Origin of the sequence: Pseudoalteromonas sp. HM-SA03 (assembly GCF_002289345.1) — a bacterium.
Taxonomy (GTDB): Bacteria; Pseudomonadota; Gammaproteobacteria; order Enterobacterales; family Alteromonadaceae; genus Pseudoalteromonas.
In genome coordinates, this window is sequence record NZ_NSDG01000046.1 from 42,220 (window position 1) to 57,174 (window position 14,955).

Sequence of the window (14,955 nt, forward strand, 5' to 3'; positions counted from 1 at the left end):
TAAGTTAGTTTATCTCATCTATGTAAGGATTCTTCTCAGTTGTCACATTGCTCTTATAGGCACAAAATAAAACACAGGACACAACTGGAGAAAAGCCATGAAAAACATTCTATATATAAGTAGTAGCGTAAGAAAGTATAGTGAGACGAGTTCGCAACATCAGTCAATTAGCCGGATGTTAGGTGAGCAATTTTTGACAGCGTTTAGCTACTGTACACATGAAGTGGAAATCACCCATCGCGACCTCTCCGTGAAAAAACCTGCATTCATTGATGAAGCATTTATAGCGGCTGCATTTGCAAAAGGCGTGTTGAGCGAAGAGCAACGCTTAGTACTCGCTGAGTCTGACGAAATTATCAAAGAAGTGACCAATGCCGATATTATCGTAATCGCAAGTCCTATGTATAACTACGGCATGCCTGCCGTGCTAAAGGCTTGGTTTGATCTGGCGATCCGAGTAAATAAAACCTTCAGCTTTGATTTAGCACGAGGTGATAAACCACTTGAGCCAATTTTATCGGGTAAAACTCTCGTATTACTGGCATCTTGGGGAGAATTTGCATTTAAAAAAGGTGAGTCACAATATCATTTGAATCATCTAAGTAGCCATATCGAGCAGTTGGCTCCATATTTAGGTGCTGAGGCGTTTTATGAAATCGCATCTGAGTATCAAGAGTTTGGAGATGACAGGCATAAGCACTCAAAACAACGTGCTATTGATGATGTACACAAACTAGCGCAAATACTTAGCGCTAAGTAAGAGCACAAGTGAGCGTATTACGCTCACGCAGCTTAGTGCTTATAGCAATAGGTAATCTTACTTTCTTAGTTTGGGCTTTCCTTTTAAACTGATTTGGATTATTACAGTAGTAACCACATTGATTAGCATGCATATACTTAATGAAATCATAGCGCGTTTTCTACCCACTTGCTGACGCCAATGGCTTCCATAATGAACTCTACTGATAATGCTGCGAGTATCATGCCCATAAGTCGAGTAAGTAGTGACGCTCCTGCAACTCCGATAAATTGAAGTATTCGCGTGGAATAAAGTAACATTAAAAGTGTGATAAATAATACAACCAACATAGTAGTAGCTGTAACTAGCTGTTCTTGAATGGTATAAACGTGATTATCAGTAATTAAAATTACTGCCAAAATTGCACCAGGAGATGCAGTAGAAGGTATTGCTAAAGGAAAAACGGAAATATCATGCATCGGCTCTTTCGTATTCTCGCTGGATTCTTTAGAAAAAACCATTTGTAATCCAAATAAGAACAATATAACTCCACCAGCAACCTGAAAAGAAAGTAGGCTAATACCCAAAGCTCCTAATAGAATTTGTCCAATAATTATGGACCCTATCAAAATGATGGAAGCATAGGCTATAGTTTTGATCGCCGTCTTCTTACGTTCTTCAGTAGAGAGATTAGCTGTAAGCGCAACGAATATCGCCATAGTGCCAATAGGGTCGATGGTAACCCATATGGTTAGAAAGTCGTGCAAAATTTTTTCAGTCATAAACCGCTTCCAATTTAAATTATCTAGGGGTGTAGAAGCTTGCCTTTCACTTATTATCAATATCTTACTAAAATTAACAGTATCACAAGTTGTTATAGATAGATCTATAAAATAGCTTTTCTTAACTAACCTGAGCTTCGGATAATTAATGCCTTTCTAGCAGCCAGTTTTAGCGCTACCTGCGTTGAATTCACTTCCAATAGCCAGCTATTGGTGTGTAAATTCGCCTTGCCTACAGGATGTAGGTAGCAGGACGCGAGAGCGGAGCTATCCCCAAAACTCTCTGGCTAGATAAGGAAATAATTTAATATGATTTTAAAAATAATGAGTTAGCTTATTTCTTATCCAAACCTCAGGTTAACTAAATTTTTCGTGCTCATTACTAAAGCTGATATCAAGCAAGTTAATCATGTCTGATGAACTTAAGATTTAGGTGGGTTTGAAAGTGATTGAGCTTGTATCAGGCCGAAATCAACGCAATCCAAATATATAATCAACAAATTAGAGATAACATGAAGAAAAAATAATGGCAAGTCATGATTCGGGAAGAAGCCAACTCCAACCCCGCGGTTGGAGTTGGCTGTATAGGAAGTTAAGCGTTTAAAACCGCCAATAATCGAGCTTTTGAAGTCACTAAATCGGATTTGTCAGCTTCAGCTAGATAACTGATAAGGTAAGTCTCAAGACTGTTTTCTTCACCTTGCAGTTTTGCATCTAACATTGAGACTTGCTCAGACATTCTTTCGCTTTGCAATGCTTCCGGTGATGATTGATTCGTTAAAATCTCAAGCCTTAGCAGCAACTGAGCGGCGGTTAGCGAGGTTTTATTATTACCTTGCCAAGAGCTTGGAATATCGCTATCAGTGTCTACCGCTTCCACCAATTCATTGAACTTTTCACGACGCTGTGAAGAAAATAGATCATCTAATTTCGACTTCACTTGTGACAATAAACGATTCTTTTCTTTCTTCAGGCCTGGCACTACAATAAACGTATTGAGTTCGTCACGAATAGCAACCAGTTCATTTTGAGTTACCGCTTCGATGACTTTGTTGTCGAACTCTGCTAGCAACTGACGCTGCTCGACTTCCTGCGACTTCTCCTGTGCTTTTTGCTCGGCATATTGTGCACTGCGTTTTTCAAACACGGCGTCATTATGGGCACGAAATGCTTTCCACAATGTATGCTCTTGCTTAGCACCAGCAAAACCAATTTGCTGCCACTGTTTTTGTAATGATTTCAGTAAGTCACAAGCTGCTGCCAAATCTTCAGCCTGTAATTGCTGCTGTGCAGTTTCAACCAGATTTGCCTTTTCAACGGCATTGGCCTGATGGAAGGCTTTAAGTTTCTCGTAAACCGCTTGATGGTGCTCTCGGTAAATCGAATTCAGCTTTTGATAGACCTTAGCATCCACATTACCAGCATTTTTCCATGCTTTGGCTAGGCGATTAAATTGTGCTTCGACTTCTCGCCAGTCAATCCCCTCGTTATCCAAAGTACTAAGCAGCGCTTTCACTTCTTCAATCACCGCTCCACGCGCTATTTTTGCATGCTCACGCTGTACTTCTTGCTCCGCAAAGTAGGCGCGACAAGGTACAAACAATAATTCGATTTTTTCGTCAAATTGAGTTGCTTGTGCCTTTTCCTGTTCCGTTTCAACATGACCAAGCTCGTTCCAACGTGTTCTAAGTAGTTTTACCTCCTCAGCACGCTTAACTGGGTCAACCGACTCCTCAGCCAGTTTGATATCAAGCTCCGCAAGCAATTCTTCACGTTTAGGTGTAGCAGCATACTTTTGCCAATCTTTAAGGTCTTTTAATGCTTGAGACAAGCTTTCATGCTGGTTTTCGAGTGGTTTTTTGTAGCTTGGCGTAAGCAACTCAAACTGCTCAACAAAGCCGTTAAAGACACCGAATGCCACGTTAAATCGACCCTGATCAATTAATCGTTGCACATCGCGTGCTTTCTTCTTCGCGATTTTGAGTGCTTTTTCTTGCTCATTTTTCAGCGGCTCGATAGCTGTCATAAACGCTTGGCTTGCGTCTGATAACTCAGCTTTTGCTGATTTATGTAATACCTTAGACAATGAATCTAGTGCTTTACGCGCTGCAACATAGCGGTCTTTCTGTGCTTGCACTTGGGTATCAAGCGCTTCTAATGAGGTTGGGGCTTCAACTGCCTTCAACTCTGCTAAGGCATTATTGAAGGTTTCACTTGCAGCAATAAGCGTTGGCAGATCAGCAAGATCACGCTCAATATTTTGTAGTTTTCGGGTGAACTCGCCAAGTGTCTCAACTGTGACATATTGAGGTGCAGACACCTTATTTTTTAATACTTCACTACGCTTAACCAGAGCATCGTGCGGGGCTAAGTCTAGTGTTTTACATGCAACTTCGACCGATTTTTCAATGGCCTCAAGTTCAGCAGTTAATTCAGCAACCTCTAGGGCTTCATTTTGCTTTTGCATTAACTCAGCTTGCTGCGCTTGATGTTTAACTTGTAACTCATTAAGGTGGCGGTTTAATTTATCTGCTACTTGTTGATACTTTGCATCTAGTGCAGTTACCGTTTCAGCATCTAACCACTTAAGCTCAATACTTTGCCACTGTGCAAATAACTGTTGTGCTTGCGCGTTCACAGTTTCATAGTTTTGCTTATCTCTTAGCGCGTTTAACTTAGCAAGCACAACTCGCGTTTGCTCAGCAACTTGAGTAGGCATTTCTTTTGCTAATCGCTGCTGCTCCAGTGATCCACTAAGAGAAGTAAGCGCTTCACCTTTGGCTGCTTTTAGGACACTCTTTTCAAGTGAATGCTGTGCAATCAGTTCCAACATAGCGATCTGAAGTGCTTCATCACCTTCTTTGAACGATTTTTCGATTAACGTGACATTCGCAAGGCGCTTAAGCAGTTTAACTTTGTTCGTTAAATCGGTTTCAATTAACACGACTTTCTCAAGCGTTTTAGCTGGTGCATAGCGTTCAATGTATTCTTCACGAATGTTGCTCTGCAGTGCGGTGTCTTGATTAATAACTGCACTCGAAATTTTCTGCTCTGCTAGCTCTTTTAGCTCACTATCTTGCTTATAAACTTTCCACCAAAGACCAAGGTCATTTACCTTAGTAAGTACCTTTTTTCTGATCTGCGCAGACTCGTCCTCAAGTGCTAGCGTGTGTAGTAAAGTTGCGTCTTTGCTCAAGTCTAACTTGTCCACTGCTTGTGAGCGAACGTCAACCTTAGGGTGTTTCCATTTCGGTGTAAAAAGGTGTTTAAAGATCATTTTCACTGAACCTAGCTATTTCATTGTCGGCTTTGAATTCTTGTTGTAATTCGCGTTTGGATTTTTGCACCATTTCACCTTTTTCGTTGATGGTGAATTGCTCATTGGACTTAGCTACTTTTGCTTGATATAGCATGACCAACTGCACGGTTTGCTCTTTTTGCGCATCATTTAGCGGCGTACCATCAGGCCACTTTCCAGTTGACGCACCATATTGCAAACGCTCGAATACTTCAGGGGTAATATTTTGAACTAAGCTATCTACATTCATTACTACTTTTTCTTTTTCAAAATAACGAGAATAACTCGATTAATTAAGTACCAAACCGCACCAATGCCTATAGCGCTTTTGCTTGCGATCATTTCAAACGAGTTAGGTTCAGGCTGCTGCCAATAAATATATAAGAATCCACCTAGCACTAGGATCAGTGCAATAAACGAATAATTCATTACAGATTGCTGACGTTTTACACGATTTCTAGAGGCCGCTTTTTCTCTGTCTTCTTGAGAAAAGTCTGCTAAATTGGTTTCACAATGCGGGCAGGACTTATGTTTGGAGGAAATAGATTTACCGCAGCTTGGACACTGTGCTATTGCCATCGTGTTACTTCTCCATAATACAAAAAAGGGCACCTGTGAGGCGCCCTATTCTACTACCTTTGCGAACTCTTGTCCTTAAATGACAAGATAATTTTAATTAAAATTCGCTCACTGTTTGTGTTCTTTGTTGAAATCTTCCCAGTATTCTTTAACCGAAGATTTCATTTCTTTTCTGAGTAGTAAAATACCAAATAAGTTAGGTAACGTCATCACCACAATGGCCACTGCAGCCAATTTCCACACCAGTGTCGTATCAGCAAACGACGCCCAGAAGAAACCTGCAACATAGAATACCCGATACGGCATGACCGAACGACTACCCAGAAGATAAATCATCGCGCGGTCGCCATAGTATGACCATGCAATTGCCGTAGAAAACGCAAATAACAACAAACCAATCGAAACGATGTATTTACCATTTTCGCCCAAATAACCTCGGGTAAACGCTTTGGTCGTCAGCTCTGCCGAGTGCACTAAAGAGTAACCAATCACGCTGATGCTATTGTCTATTGGCAAGCCGTCTTTCACTTCGACGGTACCTGTGTATTTATGACGTTCCGTAATACCAAAACGTACTTGTTCACCAATAGAACGCGAGTGGATCACGGTAAAGTTTTCTGTTACCGCCTTACCCTGTACGACTTCAATTTCACCACTGAAAGGTTTAACATTGTGCTCTTTTCTACCATTCAAGTAAGCGTACAATGCATCTCGATCTTGTTGATTCGATTCGTCATATTTACCGTCTAAGATAACCATCGAGGAGCGCTCAAAATGGGTTTCGAACTTTTCGGTCCACACACCCGATGACAAAATAACCAATCCCGTCAAGGTACAGATAATAATTGTGTCAATAAACGGTTCAAGAATAGAAACCATACCTTCAGACACTGGCTCATCGGCTTTTGCCGAGGCGTGCGCGATTGGCGCTGAACCTTGACCCGCTTCGTTGGAAAACAGACCTCGGTTAACCCCACGGTTAAATGCATAGGCAAAAGAAGCCCCTAAGAAACCACCCGCTGCCGCAGATCCCGTGAAGGCATCTGTGAATACAGAAAGGAAAGAAGGAACGATATTCTCAACGTTGTAGAAAATAACGGCAAAAGAGCCAAGAATATAAATCGCAGCCATTAATGGCACAACGCGAGAAGTGATGGCAGCAATGCGCTTGATACCTCCAAGAATAACCAAAGCAAGTAGAATAGAAAGCACCGCACCAGTCGCCATCGGCGCAAAGCCAAAAGTCGCTTCCATGCCTTGAGCAATGTTGTTGATCTGCGGCAAACTACCTGTACCAAATGAGCTAATCACAGTGGCAATTGCAAATAATACCGCTAGCCATTTCATGTTTAGGCGGCGATCCATATAGTACATTGGACCACCAGCCATGGTGCCATCGTCTGTTTGTACACGGTATTTATGCGATAGTGTGACTTCCACAAATTTGGTTGTCATACCAAAAAAAGCCGTCATCCACATCCAAAATAATGCGGCTGGCCCACCGATTGAAATTGCCAGCGCCACCCCACCAATATTACCAGTACCAACCGTGCCAGAAAGTGCCGTTGCGAGTGCTTGGAAGTGCGTGGTATCACCTTCTAGGCCTTTTTTATCATATTTACCAGTAACGACTTTACACGCATGTTTGAAATATCGGATCTGTGGAAATTTCAAGTAGATTGTAAAAAACAAACCTACCCCTAACAGTACATACGGGAACCAAGGTGAACCACCTAACATTCCATCCAAGCTATCTAATAAGCTGCCTAACGCATCCACGAATATTCCCCTTTATTGTTGTTATTACACCCTGTTGAGGTGTTCTACCTTATTATTTTTAAATACTACTAGTTTTGAAAATTATTGTTTGTTGTTCTTTTAAACTAAACGCACAAAAATAAGCGGGTAATCAAAATAATGGTCACCCGCCTTATCTGGTTATCTTAAGTCGTCAACCACATTTAAGATTGCAGCTAACGTGTCTTGACCAAACTGATATGAACGTCGGTCTGACCAGCCGAAGTAAGGATCCGGTAGATTTGCATTATCCTTAAACGGCATTTCAACGGTATAAGCCAACGCTTTGAACGCTTCACCAACAGCACATGATGCTACAGTAAGGTTTGCTTCACCCGGTGCATCTTTATCGTAACCAAATTCATCTTGGAACTCAGGTGTGATAGTTAACAGTGCCGCCTTGAAAGACTCTTCCAAACGCTGTAGGCGCTCATCATAACTCGGAATACCTTCACTGCCCGCAACGAAGTTATACGGTAGTGCTTCGTCACCATGAATATCTAGGTACATATCCAACCCAGTTTCATGCATTTTATTTAATACATAATAAACTTCAGGTGAGTTCTCAAGTGTCGGCGTTTGCCATTCACGGTTAAGGTTAACGCCTTTTGCATTAGTGCGAAGATGACCACGAACGCTGCCGTCCGGATTCATATTTGGCACGACATAAAATACCGCTTTCGATAATAGTGCAGCAGCATGTGGGTCTTCGTCATCCAATAGTTTGTGAAGTAGACCTTCAACAAACCACTCTGCCATCGTTTCACCTGGGTGCTGGCGCGCCGTGATCCAAACCTTTTTCTTCTCATCTGACGGCTCACCAATAGTGAGTAAGCTCATATCACGGCCGTCAAGCGTTTGACCTAGCGTCTCTACAACGCACGCATCGTGGGCTTGAGCCCAGTAGACTAAGTCTAAATGGCGCTCATAACTATAAGGCGCAAAATAAGCAAAGTAGGTATGAGCACATTCAGGCTCAAAATCGATAGTTAATGTGCCATTCTCATAACGGGTTGGCACACGGAACCAAGTTTGACGATCGTAAGATGCAACCGCATGATAGTCATCCCAACCTTCAGGGTATGCTGAGTTTAGTAGTTGGTTGATATGAATTTTGTGCTCTAAAAAAGGCGTAGACTCAAGTCTAAAGTGAAACCATTGAAAAAAGTCAGACTCATTGTCTTTATTGATTTCTAGTTGAATATCCGCAGGTGATTCTGCTTTTACCACCTTGATATTACCACTATCGAAATTACTCGTAATGCGCATAGGTTTCCCTAAATAAGTTAAAAACTACTGTGTAAATACACTGTTACCATACCTAGCTTAGCGTCCATTCAGGACAATATTACAACTGAAAGAAGTTGTAATGCTGCGCTGCTGTTCGCGCTAAGTAATTACATAACTTTTTGTTAGCTAATTGTAGCTGGCCTATCTTTGCAAGCCTACCACAACCAATTTGTTTCAAAAACTAAAAAAGCCAGCTGGTGCTGGCTTTTTATCGTAAATTTCGTGTTAGCGAGGTAGGCTCGGGAATTTTACTTCCGCCATGTCTTGCATTACACGTACAACCTGGCAGCTGTAACCGAACTCGTTATCGTACCATACGTAAAGTACTACGCGGTCGCCATCAACGATGGTTGCTTTTGAGTCAACCACACCTGCATAACGGCTACCCACAAGGTCAGTAGACACGATTTCTGTTGATGCAGTGTAGTCAATCTGGTCACGTAGTTCAGAGTAAAGTGAAGACTCACGAAGGAATTCATTTAGCTCTTCAGCAGTTGTTTCTTTACCTAGGTTTAGGTTAAGAATTGCCATTGATACGTTTGGTGTTGGTACACGAATTGCATTACCAGTTAGTTTACCAGCAAGCTCTGGAAGTGCTTTAGCAACCGCTTTCGCAGCACCGGTTGAAGTAATAACCATGTTCAATGCTGCACTACGACCACGACGCTCAGCTTTGTGGTAGTTGTCGATCAAGTTTTGGTCATTGGTGTAAGAGTGAACCGTTTCAACGTGACCATTCTTAATACCAAACTTGTCGTTAAGTGCTTTTAATACCGGTGTGATTGCGTTAGTTGTACAGCTTGCTGCAGACACAATCTTGTCTTCAGACTGAATGTCTGAGTTGTTAACACCATAAACGATATTTTTGATGTCACCTTTAGCTGGCGCCGTAAGTAACACTTTAGACGCACCGATTGACTTAAGGTGCTTACCTAAGCCATCCTCGTCTTTCCACACACCTGTGTTATCTACGATAAGCGCGTTTTCAATACCGTATTTTGTGTAATCCACTTCTTCAGGTGAGTTTGCGTAGATAATCTGAATGTAGTTACCATTTGCTTTAATCGCACCTTTTTCATGGTCTACTGTGATTGAACCATTGAAAGGACCATGAATTGAGTCACGGCGCAATAAGCTTGCACGTTTCTCGAGATCACCATCGCGGCCACCGCGAACAACAATTGCACGAAGGCGTAAATCAGCGTGAGAGCCGCCACGTTCGATAAGTAGGCGTGCTAATAAACGGCCAATGCGACCAAAACCATAAAGAACGACGTCACGAGGCTCTGGACGTGCACCTTGGTTTAGTAATTCTGCAAGTTCTGCATTTAAAAACTCTTCGATTGAGCGGCCTTCACCTGCATTTTTATAAATGTAGGCATAAGCTAGCTTACCAAGGTCAACACGACCTGGTGCTAATTCCATTTTGCTGATCACTTCTAAGAATGGAAAGCTTTCACGAAGACGTAGTTTACGCTCTTCAAAGCGTGCTACTGTTTTGTGTGCTTTGATAACATCAATGGTGCTTGCGCTCACAAGAGGACGACCGTATACAGAGATTTCAACGCCTTTGTTACGGTATAGACGACCGATTAGGGGTTGCATGCTTTCTGCATAATCTTGACGCTCTTGCCAGCTGTTTTGATATTCTTGCTCGTGAGATAAGGTCATTTTTTCTGCCTAATAAACAATTTTCTTTGAACGGATAGCCCGAATGGGCACGGCTATTCTAATTTAAACTGCCGTGATTCTCCACTGTTACCGAACAATTCATTGCGTTAAACTAGTAAACTATTAGCTCTACCCTGTTTATTCGGGCATAACCCCCTATAATTATAAAAAATCATTGAGGTCAAACTATGGCATTTAAAAAGTCGCTAGTTTTTGCAGCGTTACTACTTGCTGGTTGCGACGACACCCTAACCTTGAACCAAGTGTGTAGCGAAACGCCTGGTTTTTGTGAAGACTTAAATAAAGACAGTCACTGTAAAGACGAACGTGCGTCGCTAATCTACGCGCGCTACCACGAATACAAGTCACCGACGGACGAAAACAAATATGACTTGTTGCAAAATTTAGAAAGCTACAACCAATGCGTTTCTCGCGCCGCCAAAATTGAGCACATCAAGTTAAAAGAAAAAACCACTTCACGAGTGGAAGGTCATCTCACCGCACTAAAAGAAATGACGCGTATTTACAATGAAACAAAAGGCAGTAACCACCCAGGTCTGCTTTATTATCATTGGTCTCGTAACAGTGATCGCACAGCAATGAACAAGCTACTGAATATGCAAGACGACCCTAGAGTCCAAAACGATCCCGAAATTCAGCTTTTCCTCGCAGAGTTTTACGCCAAAGTAGATGACGATAAAACCGTTGATATTCTCTACCGCGTATTAGAGCTGAATAAAAGAGGTCATACCCCTAACCCAGAAGTCTATTCATCTTTAGTCAGTATCTTTTACAAACACGAAAAGTATAAGCACGCATATACTTTTGCCCGTGTGGCCCAGCTTTCTGGAGTTGAAGATATCGATATTATTCCAGTAACAAACCAACTGGCTTCTATGGGTAAAGATTTAGCCAACTTAGATTCATTGGCGCAAAGAACTTACGAAAGCATTCAAGCTGGGGAGTTTGTTTCCCCACGTGATTTTTGAGCCTAGTTATAAAAATCAAAACGGGAAGCAAATGCTTCCCGTTTTGAAAATAATACCAATTTACTTAGTTACGTGGCCTATTTTGCAAGTGCTACGTTAATAAACACTGCGGTCATCAAGACTGGGCAAACAAATCTAACGTACTGAGCAAACCAGTAATGTGCACCACGGGATTCTAAGTGGAGCTGATTACCGCGCTTCCAAACCCAGCCAACAGTAATAAAGTAGAACAACCCCATCAAAGGTAGCTGATATTGCGTGAATAGACTGATCACTAACTCAAACAGCCAATCAAAGTTTAGAATAATCGTGCTCGATGCCAATAAGATAACTAACGTGACCAACCAAGTCGCTTGTTTCCGTTTAAAGCCATGGTTTTCAACCAAGAACGATACCGGAATTTCTGTTGAAGAAATGGTAGAAGTTACCGATGCAATCGACATAAGTACAAAGAAAGTCAGGCTAACTAACAACCCTATTTCACCCATATTGGCAAATAGCTCGGGTAAAATGGCAAAAATCAAACGACCTTCACCGATTAATTTGCCATCTTGAAATACTTGAACACCATTTTGCTGCGCAACGAATATTGCAGGGATAATAAGTAAACCGGCCAAAAATGCGACACTGGTATCTAGCATTGCAACACTAAACGTCAGCTTAGGTAAATTTTCGTGCGGTTTTAAGTACGAGCCATAAATCATCATGCAGCCCACACCCAACGACAACGAAAAGAACGCCTGCCCCATGGCCGCGATGATCAAATCAGGATCGCTAATTTTTGAAAAGTCTGGAACTAAATACGTCCTAAACCCTTCTGCTGCGCCGTCTAATGTCGCCATATAACCAATAAGGCCAAGCAGTAATACCAATAACAACGGCATGAGTCTGCGCGACCAAGCTTCTATGCCTGATTTTACGCCTTTGAGAATAATGCTCGCAGTCAAAATTAACATCAGTGGTGTAAAGATAAAGTTTCTAAGCATCGAGTCACCGCTAAGAAACTGGTGTGCGGCATCTAGTTCAGCCATTTGCGCAAGAGGATCAAGTGCATGAGACAGCATCCATCCAGCCACAATAGAGTAAAAGCTGAGCATCACGATAGCACCAGCAAGGCCGATATACCCCGCTGCGGCTCCTATTTTCGGATTACCTTCACGCCAGGCTGTCTTAAGTGCTTTAACTGGGTTTGCTTGCGCCTGATGGCCTAAATACAATTCAGTGTAAAGTGCAGGTAATGCGAGTAAGAAAATCACCGCAAAATAAACCAGTAAAAATGCACCACCACCATGGTTTGCGGCTTGTGTGGGAAATCCCCAAATGTTACCAAGTCCAACAGCCGCACCAGCTGCTGCTAACACAAAGCCAAGTCGGCTTTGAAATCCATCGCGCGTATGAGCCATGTCTGTAATCAATCATTATTTTTGTAGACGGCCGATTATACGTACTTCCGCTAAAAATGCGAGAGGTTCTCGGCGCGCCTCAGAAACTCGAGTTGGGCGTCTCTAGAAAGTCCATTTCTTCTTCTGTTGAATCGCGATTGAGTATTTCGTTTCGATGGGGATACCGGCCAAACCTATCGATAATTTTTTTATGCGCGACTTCAAAATCATAATTAGGCAGGTCGCGAAAATAATGGTCTGCGGCACGATGGATGATGCGACTCTCGCTATGCATCATAGGTAGGTATAAAAACATCAATTCAGTATCGTTGAGCTGGCGGTGATAGCCTTTTTCGATGGCGTGTTGGGTGAGGCTTAGCGCCAAAGGGTCACTGGCAAACGCCTCTGGAGTGTCTCTGAATATATTGCGAGAAAACTGATCTAAGATAATGATTTCGCACAGCGCGCCAAGTGGTGTTGCTCTCCAGCTCGAAAGTTCACCTTGGTGCGCCATTTGGTGCAAAATACCGAAGCGATTTTTTATTATGCGATCAAAGTCCGCAGACTTCTTCCACCAATCTGATTCAGTGCATTCAACAAACCAGAATTCGTAGACGTCTTTATAATTCATGATGGCACTCCTAGGGAAAAACAAACTTGAAGGTCAGCAGACCCTAACCGTTATAAACAAAGTGCCACCCATCGCTCAATAATGCAACTTTTTTATTAGTTACTGAAAAACAATAAATTCACTTACGCAACCTCTAGTAATTTAGCATGAATTGACTGCACAACCTGATCTGACTCCTGCTGCTCAACTAAAAAGCACAGATTGTGCTTGCTCGCACCATGGCATATTAGTCGAATATTAAACTCTGACAACACATCCATGAGATTGAGCTGACACTTCTTCAACTGGATCTCAGAACCTATCATGGCCACCAAAGTAAGATTATTTTCAACGGTCACATGACAAAACTCGCCAAGTTCATCCAAACAAGCTTGCTCCAACTCTGGTCGAGAAGCATTCGGCGCATTATCTAGCGTAAGCGCGACACTAATTTCCGAAGTCGTTACCAAGTCAACCGATATATTGTAATTGCTTAAAATGGTGAAGATACGAGCCAAAAAGCCGCTAGCAAGAAGCATTTCAGGGCTCTTTAGCGTCAATAGTATTTGGTTTTTACGTTGTGTCACTGCACGAATGCCTGCTTGCGCCGTTTTCTCTTTTTCAATCCAAGTGCCACCCGCTTGCGGATCACGACTTGAACCAACAAATACTGAAATACCTTTACGACTCGCTGGCAATATCGTTGCGGGATGCAACACCTTGGCACCAAATGTCGCCATTTCTGCTGCTTCATCAAAACTCAAACGAGGAATAGGTCTCGCCTTTACACACAAACGTGGATCAGTACTAAAAATACCGACGACATCGGTCCAAATATGCACACTTGACGCGTCAATTGCCTCAGCTAACAATGCAGCACTATAGTCAGAACCGCCACGACCCAGCGTGGTCGTCTGGCCGTATTGATCGCTACCAATAAATCCTTGCGTCACCTGCACTGTATCGCCAAGTAGCGCGACCAAACTGGTTTGGGCGGCTTCACGCGTAGCTGCAACATTTGGATTCGCTTTACCAAATTGATTATCTGTTTTAAGCACTTTACGCACATCAAAGCGCGACGCCTGAACCTGATTATTCCGTAGTATTTGGGTAAACAAATAAGAAGAAAAACGCTCGCCAAAGCTCAACATTTCATCGCATTGCTGTCTGCTAAGTGCAGGTAAACTCGCAAGGCTTTCAAATTCACTGAAAGTTTGTTTGTAACCCTCAGCAAGATCAGCATCCAAAGACACTTGATCGATAATCGCTTGTTGTATGTTTTCAACCGCTGCAACAACTGCTTTGCGCCCGGCTTCATCTTCCTTTTGTTGGGTTAGCGTTACAAGGTGATTGGTGACGCCAGCACATGCACTAACAACGACCACTCGAACATTTGGGTTGTCACGAACAATGTGAGCACAACGAGACATAGCTTCAAAGTCAGCGACACTGGTACCACCAAATTTGGCTACAACATACTGCGAATTCATTTTCTCTCCTCTCGACTGTTGGCACAGTCAAATTTTATAAGGAGAACTCGGCATGGGATTTCTAGAAAGACGAACGCTTGAAATGACCTTTGCCAGAAGCTCTCCACCAATACGGTGACAGTTCCGAGGATTCAGCCTCGTAAACCGAAGAATCGTCGCGACGAGCAACTTTTCTCCTCGGCGAATACTTCCCTCACTAGTGGTCATTGGTCTCGTCACCTCACACTAACTACCTAAGCATCGCGCCTCTTCTGTTTATTTTGCCTTTGTTAATCTGAATAAAAGCAAAATAAAAGCCCGCAATAAATGCGGGCGATGTGAGAAAATT

General features: G+C 42.5%; 12 protein-coding genes and 1 riboswitch. Of the genes, 2 read left to right on the plus strand and 10 right to left on the minus strand.

Annotated features, from left to right (window positions below):
- The first annotated feature begins 97 nt into the window (after positions 1-97).
- A complete protein-coding gene (locus tag CKO50_RS08915; RefSeq protein ID WP_010604524.1) occupies positions 98-760 on the plus strand; it encodes an FMN-dependent NADH-azoreductase in 663 nt (220 codons plus the stop codon).
- 146 nt (positions 761-906) lie between these two features.
- Here CKO50_RS08915 and CKO50_RS08920 read toward each other — a convergent pair whose 3' ends face one another.
- The 7 genes from CKO50_RS08920 to CKO50_RS08950 form a co-directional block, all read right to left on the minus strand.
- Positions 907-1,521, minus strand: a complete 615-nt coding sequence (locus CKO50_RS08920; RefSeq protein WP_010604523.1) for a MarC family protein — start codon at positions 1,519-1,521, stop codon at positions 907-909.
- Positions 1,522-2,113: 592 nt separating this feature from the next.
- A complete protein-coding gene (locus CKO50_RS08925; protein WP_095727869.1) occupies positions 2,114-4,798 on the minus strand; it encodes a DUF349 domain-containing protein in 2,685 nt (894 codons plus the stop codon).
- A complete protein-coding gene (locus CKO50_RS08930) occupies positions 4,788-5,069 on the minus strand; it encodes a YeaC family protein (protein WP_095727870.1) in 282 nt (93 codons plus the stop codon). The genes CKO50_RS08925 and CKO50_RS08930 overlap by 11 nt, the downstream gene beginning before the upstream one ends.
- 2 nt (positions 5,070-5,071) lie before the next feature.
- Complete coding sequence (locus CKO50_RS08935; RefSeq protein ID WP_095727871.1) at positions 5,072-5,398, minus strand: hypothetical protein; 327 nt, start codon at positions 5,396-5,398, stop codon at positions 5,072-5,074.
- A 108-nt stretch (positions 5,399-5,506) separates the two neighbouring features.
- The gene (locus CKO50_RS08940; RefSeq protein WP_095727872.1) at positions 5,507-7,177 is read right to left on the minus strand and encodes a sodium:alanine symporter family protein; all 1,671 of its coding nucleotides are present in this window, start codon (positions 7,175-7,177) and stop codon (positions 5,507-5,509) included.
- Positions 7,178-7,336: 159 nt separating this feature from the next.
- Positions 7,337-8,464, minus strand: coding sequence for a M14-type cytosolic carboxypeptidase (locus CKO50_RS08945; protein ID WP_095727873.1), 1,128 nt, complete (start codon positions 8,462-8,464; stop codon positions 7,337-7,339).
- A 246-nt stretch (positions 8,465-8,710) separates the two neighbouring features.
- Positions 8,711-10,156, minus strand: coding sequence for a glyceraldehyde-3-phosphate dehydrogenase (locus CKO50_RS08950; RefSeq protein WP_010604517.1), 1,446 nt, complete (start codon positions 10,154-10,156; stop codon positions 8,711-8,713).
- 188 nt (positions 10,157-10,344) lie between these two features.
- Between CKO50_RS08950 and CKO50_RS08955 the strand changes: the two genes are divergently transcribed.
- Complete coding sequence (locus CKO50_RS08955; protein WP_095727874.1) at positions 10,345-11,145, plus strand: DUF2989 domain-containing protein; 801 nt, start codon at positions 10,345-10,347, stop codon at positions 11,143-11,145.
- A gap of 77 nt (positions 11,146-11,222) precedes the next feature.
- On the opposite strand, the gene CKO50_RS08960 is transcribed toward CKO50_RS08955, so the two are convergent.
- The 3 genes from CKO50_RS08960 to lysC all read right to left on the minus strand — a co-directional run bounded on the left by CKO50_RS08960 (position 11,223) and on the right by lysC (position 14,627).
- Positions 11,223-12,548, minus strand: coding sequence for a sodium-dependent transporter (locus tag CKO50_RS08960; protein ID WP_095727875.1), 1,326 nt, complete (start codon positions 12,546-12,548; stop codon positions 11,223-11,225).
- A gap of 79 nt (positions 12,549-12,627) precedes the next feature.
- Positions 12,628-13,158 carry a DUF924 family protein gene (locus CKO50_RS08965; protein WP_010604514.1) on the minus strand — a complete coding sequence of 177 codons (531 nt, stop codon included), beginning with the start codon at positions 13,156-13,158 and terminating at the stop codon, positions 12,628-12,630.
- A 122-nt stretch (positions 13,159-13,280) separates the two neighbouring features.
- The gene (lysC, locus tag CKO50_RS08970) at positions 13,281-14,627 is read right to left on the minus strand and encodes a lysine-sensitive aspartokinase 3 (RefSeq protein WP_095727876.1); all 1,347 of its coding nucleotides are present in this window, start codon (positions 14,625-14,627) and stop codon (positions 13,281-13,283) included.
- Positions 14,628-14,715: 88 nt separating this feature from the next.
- Positions 14,716-14,886, minus strand: a riboswitch (Lysine riboswitch).
- Positions 14,887-14,955: the final 69 nt, after the last annotated feature.